We start from the raw sequence: 16,958 nt of genomic DNA, 5'->3' as shown, positions 1-16,958 counted from the left end.
AATCAGCTTTTTGTTGATTTTGCCGACGCTGGTCTTGGGGATCTCGGCGACGAATTTGAACTGCTTGGGGATCGCTGCTGTGCACGCAACGGGTTTAGGCGTAAATGATGATCAGCGAGGTGATCACGGCCAGGCCGAAGAACATCATCACCTGAATCAGGCCATCGATCAGGTCGCCCATCAATTTGGCGAAACCGATCACCCGGACCTTGTAGTGGCCCTTGCCTTCTTCACCGGACTTGCGCGCGGCACTGTCACAGCCATATTCAATCTTGTCGCGCAACTGCTCTTCGAGCATCTGCGAGAACTGATGGTAGTAGATGCTCTGGCCAGTGGCCGAGGCCTTGTCCATCAGCGGCACGATCAACATGCTGGATTTGAAGTCGCTGGCCACCAGGCTGCCGACGATACCGGCACGGGAAATGTTCTGGCGCAGTTGCTCGATTTCTTCGGGGTTGCCCTGGTAGGTGTCGGGCATCACCGAGCCACCCTGGAAACCTTCCTCGGTGACTTCGGTCCAGCGCACCGACGGGCTCCACAACGACTTCATCCAGGCCCGGTCGACGCCCTCGGTGAGGAACAACTGATCGTTGACCTGTTTGAGCACGTCCAGGTATTCAGGGTCGAAAATGTCGCCCTGGGTGTTTTCCACCACCACGCGTACCGAGTTGCCCAAACCACGCAGCGACTGGCGGTTTTCCAGGAAGTGGCGCTTTTCATTGGACGTCAGTCACTTTTCTTTTCATGACAAATTTCACGGTGCCGACATGAGGTGCCCGCTGGTCGAAAACCACAGCAGGTTTGCCCAAGGCCACTGTAATCAATACGTGAGCGGTTTTATCTCGATGAGACGGGGCGATTAGAGGAAGCAACGGGCGCTCGCCGGCGCTTACGCAACAACTTTCCATTTCATGACGTGCTGGATAAAGTCGCCACGCTCATTTCCACCTTCAGCGGCCCAGGGAAGACCCACGCATGACCAAGCTTGTTCGCGCCGCCGTCTTGACCAACTACCTGGAGGTCACCCAGTACCTGGGGTTTAACCCGCGCGATGTACTGGCAGCCAGTGGCTTGAGCAGGGCTCAATTGTTAGCACCGGAACATCGGATTCCCATCGATTCCGCTGTGCGCGTACTGGAAGACTCAGCCGCCGCCAGTGGCTGCCAGAGCTTCGGCCTGAGCATGGCCGAGTCGCGCCACCTCTCGGATTTCGGGGTGGTCAGCCTGCTGCTCACTCACCAGCGTACGCTGCGGGACGCCATGCAGGTCGTGGTGCATTACCGTCACTTGATGAACGACTCGCTGGCGATCTTCATTGAAGAGGCCGGCAAGATGGTGATCATTCGCGAGGAGGTGGTGACCGACACGCCCATGCCCTCCCGGCAAGCCAACGAACTGGCCATCGGTGTCATGTTCCGTTTGTGCGCGGCCTTGCTCGGCGCGCACTGGCATCCCTACAGCGTCAATTTCACGCACCAGCCTCCGGACAATCTGCAACTGCATCGTCGCCTGTTCGGCTGCACGCTGGAGTTCGGCAGCGAGTTCAACGGCATCGTCTGCCCCAATGCCAGCCTGGCCGCGACCAACTCCCATGCTGACCCGGCCATGGCACGTTACGCGCAGAGTTACCTGGACTCGTTGCTGAGCGATGAAGGACCGTCGTTGCTGTTCGAGGTGCGCAAAGCCATTTACGTGCTGTTGCCAATGGGGCGCGCCACCATTGAGCAGATCGCCCAGACCCAGGGCATGAACGTGCGGACGCTGCAACGTCGCCTGAAAGACGACGGATGCGCCTTCAACGACCTGATCAACGACGTGCGCCGCGATCTGGTCCAGCGTTATCTGGAGAATCCGAATTATTCGCTGGGGCGTATCGCCGACATGCTCGGATATTCCATGGCGAGTTCCTTCACACGCTGGTTTATCACCCAGTTCGGCATGCCGCCTGCCACTTGGCGCGCGCAAAAGCAAACCACCTCAAAACCTCTCTCCAACACCAAAGAATTCTGAGCGGGTCGTATCAACGATCCCCCTGAATTAACCGTCAACCCGAGCGCAGCCCTGAATGTGGGGCTGACGCCGGAAGGCATCATTCAAGTCCTGTCTTTATTTCTGAATCCGGTCCATAAAAAACGGCGACTGCTTGTACAGTCGCCGCAAAAAGCCGGTGTTTGTGACACCGACCGAGTGCCGAAAAGCGCTGAGGAGTCAAACGCGATGCGGCACTGCCGTAAACCGATTCAGGTCGGGCTCAGAACCCCCAGTGCAGCAACAGCAGCACCAGGACGACGAGGAACACCGTCTCCCCCACCATCAGGAGGATGGGCTTGATGCCGATGGAGGCCAGTTCCTTGAGCTGAGTCTTCATGCCCAGGGCACTGATGGACACCACCAGGCACCAGCGCGATAGTTCATTGACCGTGCCTTGCACGGCGGGCGCTATCCATCCCGTGCTGTTGATGCAAGCCAGCAGCAGAAAACCGACGGCGAACCACGGCAGCAGTGGCGGTCGCTTGCCTGCGGTGTCGGCGCCCTGCATGCGCGTAACCATGGCCGCACAGACGATCACCGGCAGAAGCAACGCGACCCGCGCCCAGACGGTTGAGGTAGAACTCGGCGAACGGTTCACCCTGTGCCGGTATGTGTGGGAGCAACTGCACCCCATGCCACACCGTGGTCACCAGCACCTCCGGTTGCTGCAAGCGCAGCAACTCAAGCGCGCTCCAGTTGGCGTTTTCCGATCAAGCACCAAGGGCAGATAAAATCGAAAAACACATCAATACGTAAACGACCACTCACACCTTCACCTCTACCGCAGTTTCACTTACCGAATCGTTGACATGCTCACCTGCCAGCCGGGCAATATCCTTCTGGTAAGTAGGTGACGCGATCACCCACTTGAACGTTGGTCACGCCTTCGCCGATGGCCTGGACCACGCCGGAAGCCTCAACGCCCATGCCGTTTGGCATAGGGATCGGGTAGGTGCCATTGCGAAAGTAGGTGTCGGTATAGTTCAGGCCAACCGCTACATGACGAGGACGAACCTGGCCTGGACCAGGATCGCCGACTTCGACGTCTTCATAACGAAGGACTTCGACCACCGGTTTCGTAAAAGCGAACGGCTTTGGCCATGATTTCTTATTCTCCAATCTGCAATGTTGGCTTGCTGCGTCGAATTGCGCTGATTGGACTGTAGGATGCTGCCTCTGGAGCCGCTTCTCATCAGACGACAATGGCTTTTCATTTCGTGACAGAGGCCCGGTGTTGCGAGATATGGATGCCTGTGGCGGATGGTCGGGCGATGGTGGTTCAGCCTCTGCATCAATGCGCGCGGCATCGCCTGACAGGAGAATTGCTGGTCAACAGATATTAATGGACATGATGCGGCAACAATGACCTGCCGCCTTTGCGATCAGGGCTTACTCAGCAGACCGATACGTTCTGCGCGAATAGCCGCCTGCCATAGGGGGCTGCGGGACGGACACACTCTGGCGGTTCAGTTTAATAGTTTTTGAGGGTTATTGATTCGGATTATCCAGCCACTGCGGGCAGGATGCGCCCCGCATTGACCGACGTACAAGCTCGCGCTTTGCGTAGCTCAGGTCAGCACCTGGGACCAGGTCGGAAACTGAATAACAACTTTCATCACTTGAGAACAGAACACATGGGCATGTCGAATAAATGGATTGTGGGTATTGCTTTGAGTAGCGTGTTGCAGGTCGGCTGTGTCTCGAAGGTCACGCAGCAGGAGCAATATTCAGGCTTCCTGGCCAATTATCAGGGACTGGAAGAGCAAACTACGCCGAGCGAAAAAAAGGTGCTGCGCTGGATAAAGCCAGGGTTTGATCCCCACGCTTATTCCACTGTCGTGTTCAAGCAGGTAGAGCTGTATCCAGCGCCGAAGCCGAGCGATCGCATCAACCTGAAAACCCTGCAAGACGTTCAGACCATGGCCAGCAACAGCGTCAAGAGCGCCTTTGCCCCCACCTACACAATCGTCTCGGATGCACAGCAAGCACCCTCTGCTTCGCGGACATTGATCTTGCATGCGGCGATCACCGAAGTCAGCGCCACCAACGAGGGCATGCATTGGTATGAGGCCGTACCGATCTCTGCAATTGTCGGGGCAACACAAGCAGCCACCGGGCATCGCGATCAGACAGCCGAAATGTATATCGAAGCCGACCTGATCGATGCAAAAACCGGTTTGCCGGTCGTCAAGGTGGTACGCAAGGTGTTCGGCGAGACATTGGATAATGCCAGCCAGCCAATAGCTGCCAATGACTTCAAGGCCGCACTCAAAGAGATGACGAGCGACATGCAGGCACTGCTTTCCAAGCAGTAATAACCGCGTTATACCCCATTGCAAACGTTGAATTGCCTGCCATCCATTGTCATGGGATTGCATCGCGAGCATGGGGTTTGAGCCGCGTCTCTCTACACAAACGGTTAGGCCACGTAACGATTTCTAACGAGAGTCCGACTTGATGAAAATACTGACCTTTACCTTATCGTCATTTGTGTTGCTCGCCAGTTCTGGCGCGTTGGCGGTGACGGTGGTTCCACTAAAAGGGCAAACGTCCCAGACAATTCAGCAAGACACCAGCACTTGCCAATCACAGGCCAATGCTCAATTCCCGATACAAAACACAGTGCCATCCGGTGGTCGAGTCAAAGGCGCTACCACTGCGGCGGTCGCCGGGGCCACGGCAGCGGAAGTTCGGGGCCGGCAACATGACAACGTCTATGACCAGATCGACGACGATATCAAGCAAGACTATCGCCAGAACCGTGCGCACAGCGCAGCGGTAGCTGGCGCGGTGGTCGGGGCATCAAGACAACGCCAGGAGCGCAGACAAAACAGTGGAGCGACCGAGCAAAGCATCACCGCCAACAACTCGGTGTACAGCAGTTGCCTGCAACAGCGTGGCTACAACGTTTTGCCTTGATCCCAACGGTTATTCTTCTTCGAATGCCCCGATATCAACGTTGCGAACTGACAATTTTCCCGGATAACTTAATTGATGTGCCGATGTAATTACCCAGTTATGCGATCAACAATTTAAGTTCGCCCTGCCTCTGAAGTCACTTCACTTCCCTTATCCCCTGCCCTCGCCTGTATCTCACTCAACTGCATGGCTGCAATCTGCTTGAGGGTCAAAAACATCCCGACAGCAAATGGGAATCAGTTCAGCCAAACCGCAGGCTTGTGTGTCAAATAGAACTCAGTCTCAACCCCCCTGCCTTGCAGTTTTCGGATAGCGCACATTATTCGTACCGAGCATCATCATGGACCTCGATTGAACCCCCGTGGATTACCCTTGCTTGATTCCAGTGAGATTTTTGATAGGCTGTCCCAGCATTGTCTAGTGGCTCTCTCTGCACCTTCCGCTCATGCCCGCTCGTAGCCCATCCCCTGACAAATATGTATTACGTCAAATCCAGCCTATCAAAACTGTCTTAATAGCCAGCCAGATCCACCTGAACGAAGGATTCTCATGCGTTACGCCTTCAAGTTGAAAAATGGTGCCATGGCCGTTTTTGACCCAGACACCGCCTTGCTTTCCATCACGACACCCTTTGGAGATGTGCAAAACACCACGATAGGTAGAGCTGAATCGCGTCTACTGGACCTGCTCCTTATGGAACCCGGTCAGACTAAAAGCCGTGAGGAAATCATCGACTACACCTGGAATGACCGCGTCGTCGCCTCCGGCAGTTTGAATCAGGCCGTTTTCTCACTTAGAAACATTTTGAATGACAGTCGAGATCACGAGATTTTGATGACGGTTCCTCGAAGAGGCTATTGCTTCAACCGTCACTATGTTGTCGATGCACAAACAGACATGCCGACGCCTTCCGATGAAGCCGTGCAACCTTCTGTGCCCGCCATTGAAGCGCTTCCGCCAACCGAATTTGATGGTCTCCTGGAGACTTCAGGAAAAACCATAAAATCAACTTACATTAAAAAATCCCTGTCAGTCGCTTATATCTTGACCTTGGGAGTATGCGCCTACACTGGTTTCCATTCGGGCTTCGACACACCAAAAATAGAAATTTCCAGTGTACAAGTGAACGAATTAGTCATCCATGCAGTAGGTAACAGCGTCGCAGAAGCTCAATCACTGCGGGATCTTTCGGCTAAACAGGTTCAACAGCTTTCGCCAAATTTAAAGGGTCAGGTTTGGTTGAATCTCTTTAAAACAAACTATTCCGTTTCGTGCGTTCGTCCGGACCTAAGCACTGCAAATTTACAGTTAAATAGCGACCAAAAAGACCTCGCCTTGATGATCCAACAATGTTTGGAAGCAACGCCATGAAGCTAACAATACCTTCAATTGTTCACTGGATAGTGTTGGGAATTATCAACGCTGCCTGTATTTTCTCTTTGATGTATTCGCCATCTTATTACATGGAAAATACCAGTTATCAAACTATTACTCGACAATGGCTCGAAGATTTAAATCAACTCAACTCTGAAGAATATCTGACCATCGGGCACGGTCGACTTACGCAAACCACTCTGGAAAGCCTGAACGGAAAGATTCGCAACGCTACGATCACGGCTGATGTCATCCGAGAAAGCTATCATCACGTTCAGATAAAAGTAAGTAACGTCAAACTTAGCCAGGATGACGAGCTATTCGCCATTGAAAAAACACCCGATCTCTTTTTCAGACGCCAATTCGCTCTGCAAGAAGGCGCTGTTCTAAACTACGAATTAATCCCTACCAACGATAAAAAAACCGTATGCTTTTATGTGCACGACTTTGGCCGCTTGCGCTGCATGAATCACTAAACCATCTGTTGCCAATCACGTCACGCACATTCGGCCAGACAACAGGACTTGATACTCCTTGCGTCGCGAAAGCCGACTCAAACAAAAAATAATAATTACTAATTTGAGTCAAGCGCCCTTTCCCTTCAAAGTCTCTCCTCTATAGTTCCGGAGCCGTGCCTGCTATCTCTCAGCACAAAAACCGGCTCCCGGCTTCTCCAAATAAATTTCATGACAGTCTATAAAGTTATGTTTCAGCTTCATACTCCTTCAAAACAACTTTTCCTGGGGTGGTAGATGAAAACAAACATTTTTTTGCGAGCCGTAAAATCGATGATACCCAAGATCCTGGTAGCTCTATCTCTGGCTGCAATACCCTTTCATTCGATTGCCCACAATGAATACTCTATCGGTAGCGCGGAAATCGAGATTTATGAAATAGAATTGAGTCCGAATGAGAAACTAAAATTGTCGCGTCTGAAAATCTACTCTGAAAATGAGTTCCATGAGGAGGAGGAGGCGACAAACGACCACCGCCCCTCCCCACCCCAAAATACGACTAATGAGCGTCAAGATTTTTCACTCATTCCACTTTGATAATAATTTTTTCTGGCTGCGTAGCCTCTCAATACAGTGAAAGCCGCCCCTTACGTCATCTGCAAATAGAGCGGCCACTCCGAAAATATGAGTTTTTGACTTTGATAAGCCTCGTTGGAGCGAGACTATTCACAGGCCAAGCCGTGGCAGTGATGCGGCTGACACTATGCTCTGCCTGAAAAGCCATTAATAAGGAAAGCACGTCAATGCAGCTAAAAAACATCGCAACCGTATCGTTTGGTGTATTGCTTTCTGTCAAGGCCATGGCCTATGAAGACGAACCTCATAGTGCCGACCTGACACGTATTGAAAGCAACAAAAAAAAACTGAGCGATGAAAAAGCCAGATATAAAATTTGCACCAACTATCGTGTCAATGACTTGTTTGCCTTTGATGCTGCAGCCATCGGTCCAACAAGTCAAAAAACGGCCATCTTTGGTTCGAAAATAGCGCCGTGCAAACTTCAAAGCCTATTGGATATACCATTGAGCGATGTGTACGTTTTTTCAGCGGCGTTGGAGCTGATGCCGGAGTCATTGACAGAAAAAAATGACAACAGCGCTACAGTCGAGTCAGGCGCGTTTGCGTCATATTCAATACGCTGAATGTGAAAATCTAGAAGTAAAAGAGTTGTTACACTCAGCGCTTATTTTTTATGGACGTCACTGCCAAGGTGCGATCAAATGGATAGCTCGTAAAACTCTCCCGACTGATTTGCATTAACGGCCGACACCACAGTCGTTGACACACATTGCTTAGCACTATCCATTTAGCTGAAGAGCGTTCAACTCCATGAGCATCCCCGATGAAGTCTTTCGTGTAACCTCTACGCCTGCGGACAAATCCCATAGAACAATTGGCCGATGGGTGATGAGCTTTGTCCCATCAGAGCGTGAAGCAAGCATTCGACAGCATAAGCTCATTAATAGCCCCAAACTCCAATGCAGTCGACTGGAGTTTGATTCAGCGGTGACTATTATCAGCTCTGTACCTCATGGCTATGTCATCTTTGCCATTTCACAGGCTTCCGTTGGTCGACCCACTATAAATAATCATGAATTACGACCTAACGAAATCATCGTACTGACTAGCGACGAGCCCGTGCATTACACTTGCGAGCCGAATGAAACTCTTTTCACACTCACCACAACTTTAGATCACTATAAACAGTGCCGGGAAAGAAACTCAACTATCGATGTGCTTGCAAAGCGAAAGGAATACCGCTTTCAGGTTGCAAATTTCAAATTAATTCAATCTGCCATCCAAGCCATCAACGCGTGTGTTAACGACGTCAATAATCCACCTTTAGAACAGCGCGACCGCTCTGATACCTCAGCCATTGAAAGTGCGCTGCTGATTTCTCTACTCCGGGTACTGACACCTGCTGGTCGCTCCTCGCTAAAAATCCCGACCAGAAGAAAGGTCGCGATGGCAGCGATAGAATACATTCATGACAACCTGAAAAAGGCGCTCTGCATGAAGGCGCTAGTAAAACAGCTTGAGACTACAACTCGCACCTTGCATCATGGATTCGTCGAAACATTTGGCATTTCGCCAATCGCTTACATTCGAAATTTAAGACTCGCCAATGTCCGCCGAGACTTGATCCGTAACACATGGCCAACGGTTACCGAAACTGCAATGCACTGGAACTTCCAGCATCTAAGTCGGTTTTCCAAGGCCTACCAGGATGCTTATGGAGTGACTCCCTCCGAAACCACCAGGCGCAACGCTATAAAATTGGCGGCGCCCAACTGCTGAGTATTATAAATGGCAAGGTGACGCTACTCATTCGGGGTGCTGCAGGCGCTTTTCATTCACTGCAACAAGCGCACCGCCTAGACGACGTAATTCCCAAAAATAACAATCAATAATTTTCATCCATCCATCTGAACCACCAACATTGCTTACTTCTAATTCAAGGGGGTAAGCATGCGTTATCGATTAAATTCACTGCCGCTTAAGCAAAAAATCATCTTTTGTCTTCTCGCCTATTTATGTGGTGTGGCACTGGCCTGGTTGATTGACTATTAACAGGCGCACCTTTAATCCCTCAGACCACCACCCACCAAGTTGAAACCATGTGTTTCGGAGTTTTTATGATTGCGGCATATAAAGCTTTGCTTAGAGGGCAAACGGTAGCTTTATGCGTAACGGCTGCGGCGGGCTCGGTCGCATGGTTTTGTACCGGGAGTCTTGCTGAGCACCTGGCTCTCGGATGGAAGTTATTCATTACCCTGGCGTTTATGCTGGGGGCATTGCTCTACAGTGCACGGAAGATTGAAAGGTATTACACCTCAACCGCCATTCAGCTTCGCAAGGCCATAAGGGCGAATGAGCTGGATGTTCACTACCAACCTATAGTTAATTTGCAGACGGGTAACCTGGTTGGTGCCGAATCGCTGTCTCGCTGGAACTCTAACGGAGCCACCATTCCGGCGGACGTATTCATCGCGGCGGCAGAGCAGTCCGACTTGATCTGCGAGCTTACGCGCTCGGTCATACGCCGGGTTGCGGAGGATTACTGCACCTATCTTTGGGCGTGCAAGGATTTCTACATCACAGTCAGTCTTTCCGCTCAAGACATTCTCGATCCCACCTTTCCAGACTTTGTGGCCAACATCATGGCAGCGTACAACTTGCCAGCCACCGCCATCGTCTTTGAAGTTACCGAAAAAGTCTTGTTAGACCAAAAAATCGCATCGGCTCAGTTGCACAGACTTCGAGCATGCGGGCATCGTATTGCCATTGATAAAGTCGGCTCCGACTACTTCCGCCTCTCGCTCATCGAATCAGTACCTGTCGACATACTGAAAATAGATCTTACATTCATCAACCACGACACCATCGCTGCCAAGGATGCTCTGTGGCGACATATTGCCAAAATCGCCAGGACTCTAAAAATCAATGTCGTCGCCGAGGGCGTCGGAAATCAACAGCAACTACCGCACTTGACTTCAGAAGGTGTGTTATTGGCGCAAGGCTGGTTGTTTTCCAAAGAGCTCCCTGTTCGTGCATTGGCAAGACGGTATTTTCAATTCCCAGCGAACATCAGTCCCCACACTGATTGAAGTGACTCAAAAATATAAATCAATGACTTCTATCAGTCTTCGCGATCACTCAAATTCTCGGCGAACACCTCACAATCGACAACCAGTAGAAGGACTCCACCTCACATGCTATTCCGAAACCTTGGCTTCGTTTCACTGCTTTCGTTGCTGTCTTTTCAGGCACTCGCGGATGACAAAGGTTTGTATCTTGGAGCTGGCGTAAGCAACATTGAAACCGACAAATCCCATCTGAGCGATGAAGACTCCAGCTATAAAATTTTTGCCGGCTATCGTCTCAACGGCTATCTGGCCTTCGAGGGCGCCTTCGTTGATCTCGGCCAATTCGAAGACAAGAATCTTGATTTCGATGGCAAATCTGTCCAGGCCAGCGCCCATGTCGGCTTTCCGCTGGGAGACCGGATACGCCTTTACGGCAGCGTCGGAGCTCATGCCTGGGATGCTGACGGCAATGCCAGCGATGATGACACTGGGGTGGATCTGACCTACGGTGCCGGTGTTGAATTTGATGTGTTTCGCAACATTGGTATCCGCGCTGAATATGAAGTACTGGAGGTCGGTGACATCAACCTGAATCAAACAACGGCCTCTGCTTTTATTCTCTTTTAACGCCAACTTGCATTGAGCGGCCATGCGGGTCGCTCAACGCACACCCTGAGACCATCATCCTCGCCGGACTTGCCCTGTCGTGCCGCGCGTCACCACTGGCAAATCTGCCATTCCGGCAGTCGGCATTCGCTGGCGCCCTATCAATTGCGCCGTGACATCGAATGGTCTGCTTTACACAGGTTCTGTGCTGCAAGCGGAGGGCTACTAACGCCCTTATTCTGAGGGCTATGGATGAAACAAGGGCGAATTTGGGCACTGTTACTAGTACTTGCGATCTTGACGGGCTGCACGACGGCACCGCCAAAAGATCAGAATAATCTGTGCAATATTTATCGTGAGTACCCTGACTGGTACGAAGACTCTCTAGAGATGCAAAAAGAATGGGGCACACCTCAACACGTTGCGATGGCGATCATGAAGCAGGAGAGCAGTTTCGTCTCCGATGCAATGCCTCCCCGTGACTTCGTGCTTGGAGTGATTCCCTGGGGGCGAGTCAGTTCTGCCTATGGTTATGCACAAGCCTTAGACCCTGTCTGGGGTGAGTATAAGGATATGACCGGCAATGGCGGCTCACGGGACAACTATGATGACGCGATCATGTTTATCGGCTGGTACACCACTGGCACCCACAGCCAGCTTGGAATCTCCAAAGCGGACGCCTACAACCAGTACCTGGCTTACCATGAAGGGCGTGGCGGCTTTCGTCGTGGCACCTATCGCAGCAAGCCATGGTTGATGCAGGTGGCACGCAAAGTAGAGCAGCAGTCAAAGAACTTCGATGCGCAGCTCAAGCAGTGCCGAGAGGAGCTGGAGGATGATCGCAGCTGGTTTTGACACCGACTGATCAGCATCTACCGAAGAGGCACCTGGCAACGTCGTTTCGTTTCGCGGCGCAGATCGAATTGCTCAATTTCTGACCCTGTCACACCGTCGTCACATCCACCCGGCACAATGCGATCAGCCAAAAGGATTTGGCTACGTACATGAAGAGCCCGGCGACTGCGCCGGGCTTTTTCGTTCCTGCGACATACTTTTCACGAAGCGCTCACATAATGGAGCGCAGATTGAGCAAACAAAAGGATTTGACCCCATACAGAAGGCCCGCCATGTGCGGGCTTTTTGTTTTCGGACTCCCTATCCCCTACCCGCTTGTATTCCACGCAGGTGCCCCTCTGCGAATTCGCGACGCTTTAGCGGATGCCATTTACCGGATGAACATGGAATCAGGCACGCCCCGAATTCCCGCGATGACCGGTATTGAACCGCGAGCGTTGAATTGCGTCCAACGGAAATGAATCGCATCAAGGGGATGAGGGCGATGGAAACGCGTGCAGTGATCAAGTTTTTCGCAGCTTACTTGTCTGTCACTCTAACAATTGCATGGTGCGTAGCCGAGGCTTCACCCTGGATCGCCTCTCATATCCTGATGAAGTGGATGCTTTAGCACAGCACTGATCTATAATCGGGAACAAGCGCCGGGCATGAACAGCGTTCACTCTGGCGACGCCGTTGCTGCTCTGGGTGTCGAAGATCATGATTAGTTAACGCATGAGTATTCAGCAAGCGTGCTTTCAAGAATTTCCGAATTCAGCCGTTCGCATTCTGCATTGGCCTCAATTCGTGTCGGATAGCAGATTTTTAGCCTGCACTTACCTTCATTATCGTAGATGTCGAAATCTATAGGCGCCGTCGTGCAGTAGAAGCGTGCCCCACTACGGGTTGATCCGGTTTCCTTTGGAATCGAGGGGACAACAACGAATCTCGCCATATTGGTTTTCCCTGTAGTGTCCACATGTCAGTGACTTAAGGAATAGCGGCTACTAGCCACTAGATCAAGTGAGCATCTTAAAAATCCGATGAGCAGTTCGTTGCAACCAAAACGCATTCGGATTCACCGATGTGATTACTACTCAATCAGTAAGCGTCCGCCTAACACACCTTGCGTGATTAAACGGGCGCCCACCTGTGCGGTAGCAGCTCGGTAATCTCACTCGCACGCTGCGTCGGCAGGCGTGTAAGAACCTCCTTCAAGTAAGCATACGGATCATGCCCGTTGAGCCGCGCCGACTGGATCAAACTCATGATCGTCGCCGCACGTTTACCGCTACGTAACGAGCCAGCGAACAGCCAGTTCGAGCGCCCAAGTGCCCACGGCCGGATTTGATTCTCGCACCAGTTGTTATCGATGGGCACAGCACCGTCATCGAGATATCGAGCCAGTGCCGTCCAACGCCTTGGCGATGGCCGATCCCTCAGGCACAAGCTGCCTCTGGGCGATCATCCAGGTATGAAGTGCGTCGATGATCGGCGCTGCTTTTTCCTGCCGTATTCGCTGCCGGACACCCGGTTCCAGCTTGCGTGCCTCTCGTTCAACTTCGTACAAGGCCGCGATGTAGTGCAGCGCTTTTTCGGCGATCTGGCTCTTGTTGGTCGCATGCAAGTCGAAGAACTTTCGGCGTGCATGGGCCATGCAACCGATCTCCGTGACGCCCAGTTCAAAGCCTGCCTTGTAGCCAGCGAAGTCATCGCAGACCAGCTTCCCATTCCAGTGGCCAAGGAAGTTTCGAGCATGTTCGCCAGCACGGCTCGGGCTGAAGTCGTAAACGACCGCCGCCAGATCGGAGAACTGACTGGAGGCATAGGCCCAAACGTAAGCGCGATGAGTTTTCTTCGCGCCAGGCGTCAACATTTGTACCGGCGTTTCGTCAGCGTGGACGACGCCGTGCGTCAGCACGGCTTCGCGCAGCGCATTAACCAGCGGCTGTAATTGCACGCCGCAGTTGCCCACCCACTGCGCCAAGGTCGAACGGGCGATGGGCAGCCCGGCGCGGCCAAAGGCTTTCTCTTGGCGATACAGCGGTAGGTGGTCGGCGAACTTGGCCACCATGACGTGGGCGAGCAGGTCCGCTGTCGGGATGCCCTTGTCGATGACGTGCGCCGGTACCGGCGCCTGTATCAGCGTTTCGCATTGTTCACAGACCCATTTCCCACGGATGTGGCGCTCGACGGTGAACACGCCGGGCGTGTAGTCGAGCTTTTCGCTGGCATCTTCGCCGATACGCTTCAGGGCGCAGCCGCACTGGCAGTGGCTGTTGTCCGGTTCATGATGGATCAGCGTGCGAGGAAACTGCGGTGGCAGTGCCCGCGCGCATGTCCATCGGCTCGGTGGCGAGCCAGATCGAATCGATGCGGATCATCGCAGTAAGTCGCGGAGAAAAGCGGTACACGCCGCTGCATTATCCGCCGGCCAACTCACAACGACCGCCCCCTTCAAGTGGGGGACTTCGATGCGGATATTGGCAGCGAGAGCTTGAGGTGATGTGGACGGCGATGCCTTGACCGGAATAAAGGCAGTTTGCAGTGCCAGGTTTTTCTGCTCTGCTTCGCTTCGTTGGCGCATGGAAATCCTGACGTTAAGGGCTATCGCGTCCGCTTAAAAATACGCGGACACCATCGCCCTTAATGCTGGAGTTCGGAAGGTGTGTTGGCTGGACGCTTACGTGGAAACTAGCAGCCGCCAGCTAACAATCTTGAAAGGAAACGAGCGTGAAAAATCGAGGCGTCACGTAAATCTCACGCACATGAAAAAGGCCAATGCTGTGAACATTGGCCTAAGTCATTGAATAATATGGTCGGGACGGAGTGATTCGAACACTCGACCCCTAGCACCCCAAGCTTGCAGGGGGGCTAAAAACATTTATAGAACAGAAATAGTCACGGCGTCGATTTTGAGACCGGCGGCGAGACGACCTATTTTTTCAAAGCACTTATCTTGTTGGGAATCGTCGAGCTTCAAACAGCTGAGAGCGCCCTCTTGAATCGCGCGGGCAGATAAATGCAGTGAATAAGTCATTCCCATATCACACACTAAAAAACCCCATAAACCGCATAGGTTGCTTTTTCCATTATTGATCTCAATTTAATATTTAAGCTGCGCGGTGAAGGATGGACTGACTTTTGCTGACCGTAAAGATTTTAGACCCGCAAACGTAGAGCAGCATATAAAGAACGTAAAAGCGTATGGCATCCAGACTACTGGACGCTGATAGATGCTCAGTGCAAACAAGGCAAAGAACAGCAACACCCACAACCTAGACTCTGCATTTTTCATAATAGCGAAGGCCAAACTTATTAAACCGCTCGCGAAAAGCAGCGCACCGATCAATCCGAAATCTGTGAGTAATCGAGTCGCGACTTGTGATACTCCACCATACACGACGCTTGCGTCTGAACTAACGCCGAACAAAATCGTTCTCACGTCTGATCCCCAGTACCTTGCGACCAGTTTTTGCATTTCCGGCAATGAACGGTTATTGATATGCTCTGTTTGTCTTAGCACTGGAGGCGGGATGTCTGGGACACTAACTTTCTCCGTTTGGTGAATCTTATCGGGAGCGGCTTTTAACTGTACCTCATTAGATCTTGGGGTATTTTCGAGCCAAGCTTCCGGGCGAGCTCTAGATGAGTTTGGGGTTACGCCAGGAATCGCCTCTCCCTGAATTTCAGAATCCGTCAGACCTGTGACAGGGAACGCTTCTATCTGAGCATCCGGCCCAAGGATTTCGGGGGCGCGGGGAGGTGGGAGAGTAATAAAACCGACAACCAACAATCCTACAAGACCCGCAACCCCGGATGGCACTAAGGATTTAAAGGACCTCGCAACTACCGATCTGAAGGTGAAACCAGCGACCGCCATTAAGCAAAATGCAAGCGAACAGGAAAGTACGCCGCCTATGAAGATCACGAAAAATACAGGAGAGCTCAATCGAAACCGATTGGCTGCTAGCAATAGAACTGCGATGGTTCCCACCATACCAGGCTCATCGTAAACAGCACAAAGTCGATACAATACGCCACCCCATGGCAGGATAGTGCTATTGCCGCCCAATAATAGTGCTCCGGGAACCTGCAGGTAATAGCCGTTGGCCGCCGCCATTACAGGGTTTGCCAGAGGCAGGTGCTCGAAATTTATCGGTAGGGCAGCAATACTGCCAATCGACATCACAATGCCCGGTACCAAGCTGATCGCGAAAATCCAAGAAAAACTTTCCAATACTTTTCTACGCCGTTCGTCACTATAAATAGCGAGAGCTAGCATCGTTGGCAAAACAAAATACCAACGGGTCAAAGTCCCATCTACTTTTGGAAGCGCGCTGATATAAAAAACAAACAAGGCAATAAGAGCAAAACCAACTACTTCCTTACGACGCGGCCGATCTCCCAATGCAAATGCGGCAACCGCCAAAACACCGGAAACCATCCCTGCAAAAGCCATATGTCTCTGCGCCCCCCACAGAAAATATGGGTTCAAAGAAATCCATGAACAAAGAGCCAACAAAGGCGCCAATGCAAAGCCGATGGGATTAATAATTCCGCGATACATACGTAGTTCCTGGCTTGAACAGCAACAGTTTTCAAAATATTTCTCAGAATAACGGCTACCCTAAAAAAAGAAAAGCAGCCATCCGCATTCGAGAGGCAAATTGCCATCATCCATCAGCACGAAACCAGTCATTTTGAGTTGTTTGCCTGCTCATGGGTTTACGGCTATGCGCCGCCAAGCCATCGTCGGCACATCAGCCTCATCCCACAGTTCGGTTAAGCCAAATTGGGCTCACTGCACATTAGTGAAAAATAGGTGTCAGCCAAGCACCAGTGCCTTCTGAGCGCTAGCAGCCCACGACGGAGCTTTTGGCATCGTGGTCGCATAGCAGTGAGTAGCGCCGCCGGTTGGATCTGACACCTTGCCGGAGATCACTTGGTCAGCGGCGATCTGCGCTTGGGCAAACTCACGGTAAGGAATCGGTGAAACGCTTCCTGAAAAAACTCCTCACCGCGTGCCCAGCAACGCCTCAAAATCCAAAGCCAGGATCTCCGATGCGCCACTCAACATATCTCGCACCAA

At 51.9% G+C, this 16,958-nt stretch carries 12 protein-coding genes and 6 pseudogenes; 11 read left to right on the top strand and 7 right to left on the bottom strand.

Annotated elements, in window-relative coordinates:
• Window positions 1-97: 97 nt before the first annotated feature.
• Window positions 98-712: pseudogene (locus tag ACA048_RS10735) on the bottom strand (RND family transporter); the annotation flags it as partial.
• A gap of 263 nt (window positions 713-975) precedes the next feature.
• On the opposite strand from ACA048_RS10735, the gene ACA048_RS10730 reads away from it, so the two are divergent.
• Window positions 976-2,010 (top strand): AraC family transcriptional regulator, encoded by a 1,035-nt coding sequence (locus ACA048_RS10730; RefSeq protein ID WP_497629074.1) that lies wholly within the window; start codon window positions 976-978, stop codon window positions 2,008-2,010.
• Window positions 2,011-2,251: 241 nt separating this feature from the next.
• On the opposite strand, the pseudogene ACA048_RS10725 reads toward ACA048_RS10730, so the two are convergent.
• The 3 pseudogenes from ACA048_RS10725 to ACA048_RS10715 form a co-directional block, all read right to left on the bottom strand.
• Window positions 2,252-2,590: pseudogene (locus tag ACA048_RS10725) on the bottom strand (putative sulfate exporter family transporter); the annotation flags it as partial.
• Between the two features lies 1 nt (window position 2,591).
• Window positions 2,592-2,799: pseudogene (locus ACA048_RS10720) on the bottom strand (DsbA family oxidoreductase); the annotation flags it as partial.
• 78 nt (window positions 2,800-2,877) lie between these two features.
• A pseudogene (locus tag ACA048_RS10715) lies at window positions 2,878-3,133 on the bottom strand (alcohol dehydrogenase catalytic domain-containing protein); the annotation flags it as partial.
• Window positions 3,134-3,665: 532 nt separating this feature from the next.
• Between ACA048_RS10715 and ACA048_RS10710 the strand changes: the two are divergent.
• From ACA048_RS10710 to ACA048_RS10665, 10 genes are all read left to right on the top strand, one after another.
• Window positions 3,666-4,346 carry a DUF3313 domain-containing protein gene (locus ACA048_RS10710; protein WP_497629842.1) on the top strand — a complete coding sequence of 227 codons (681 nt, stop codon included), beginning with the start codon at window positions 3,666-3,668 and terminating at the stop codon, window positions 4,344-4,346.
• A 142-nt stretch (window positions 4,347-4,488) separates the two neighbouring features.
• Window positions 4,489-4,950, top strand: coding sequence for a hypothetical protein (locus ACA048_RS10705; RefSeq protein ID WP_497629073.1), 462 nt, complete (start codon window positions 4,489-4,491; stop codon window positions 4,948-4,950).
• Between the two features lie 549 nt (window positions 4,951-5,499).
• Complete coding sequence (locus ACA048_RS10700) at window positions 5,500-6,321, top strand: winged helix-turn-helix domain-containing protein (RefSeq protein WP_497629072.1); 822 nt, start codon at window positions 5,500-5,502, stop codon at window positions 6,319-6,321.
• Window positions 6,318-6,800 (top strand): hypothetical protein, encoded by a 483-nt coding sequence (locus ACA048_RS10695; RefSeq protein WP_497629071.1) that lies wholly within the window; start codon window positions 6,318-6,320, stop codon window positions 6,798-6,800. Before ACA048_RS10700 ends, ACA048_RS10695 begins: the two co-directional genes overlap by 4 nt.
• A 276-nt stretch (window positions 6,801-7,076) precedes the next feature.
• Window positions 7,077-7,376, top strand: coding sequence for a hypothetical protein (locus ACA048_RS10690; protein ID WP_497629070.1), 300 nt, complete (start codon window positions 7,077-7,079; stop codon window positions 7,374-7,376).
• Window positions 7,377-7,582: 206 nt separating this feature from the next.
• Window positions 7,583-7,981, top strand: coding sequence for a hypothetical protein (locus ACA048_RS10685; protein ID WP_497629069.1), 399 nt, complete (start codon window positions 7,583-7,585; stop codon window positions 7,979-7,981).
• 187 nt (window positions 7,982-8,168) lie between these two features.
• Window positions 8,169-9,137: a helix-turn-helix domain-containing protein gene (locus tag ACA048_RS10680; RefSeq protein WP_497629068.1), complete on the top strand. Its 969-nt coding sequence runs from the start codon at window positions 8,169-8,171 to the stop codon at window positions 9,135-9,137.
• Window positions 9,138-9,475: 338 nt separating this feature from the next.
• Window positions 9,476-10,447 carry an EAL domain-containing protein gene (locus ACA048_RS10675; RefSeq protein ID WP_497629067.1) on the top strand — a complete coding sequence of 324 codons (972 nt, stop codon included), beginning with the start codon at window positions 9,476-9,478 and terminating at the stop codon, window positions 10,445-10,447.
• Window positions 10,448-10,552: 105 nt separating this feature from the next.
• Window positions 10,553-11,053: an outer membrane beta-barrel protein gene (locus ACA048_RS10670; protein ID WP_497629066.1), complete on the top strand. Its 501-nt coding sequence runs from the start codon at window positions 10,553-10,555 to the stop codon at window positions 11,051-11,053.
• Window positions 11,054-11,284: 231 nt separating this feature from the next.
• Entirely contained in the window at window positions 11,285-11,887 is a 603-nt protein-coding gene (locus ACA048_RS10665; RefSeq protein ID WP_497629065.1) for a transglycosylase SLT domain-containing protein, read from the top strand.
• 1,113 nt (window positions 11,888-13,000) lie between these two features.
• Here ACA048_RS10665 and tnpC read toward each other — a convergent pair.
• The 3 genes and pseudogenes from tnpC to ACA048_RS10650 all read right to left on the bottom strand — a co-directional run.
• A pseudogene (gene tnpC / locus ACA048_RS10660) lies at window positions 13,001-14,192 on the bottom strand (IS66 family transposase); the annotation flags it as partial.
• Between the two features lie 780 nt (window positions 14,193-14,972).
• Window positions 14,973-16,436, bottom strand: a complete 1,464-nt coding sequence (locus ACA048_RS10655) for a hypothetical protein (RefSeq protein ID WP_497629063.1) — start codon at window positions 16,434-16,436, stop codon at window positions 14,973-14,975.
• A 258-nt stretch (window positions 16,437-16,694) separates the two neighbouring features.
• A pseudogene (locus ACA048_RS10650) lies at window positions 16,695-16,862 on the bottom strand (cell wall hydrolase); the annotation flags it as partial.
• Window positions 16,863-16,958: the final 96 nt, after the last annotated feature.

This window comes from Pseudomonas sp. LBUM1659 (assembly GCF_059716045.1).
The sequence above is the reverse complement of the archived record's forward strand: the minus strand, read 5'-3'. Positions and strand labels throughout refer to the sequence as shown.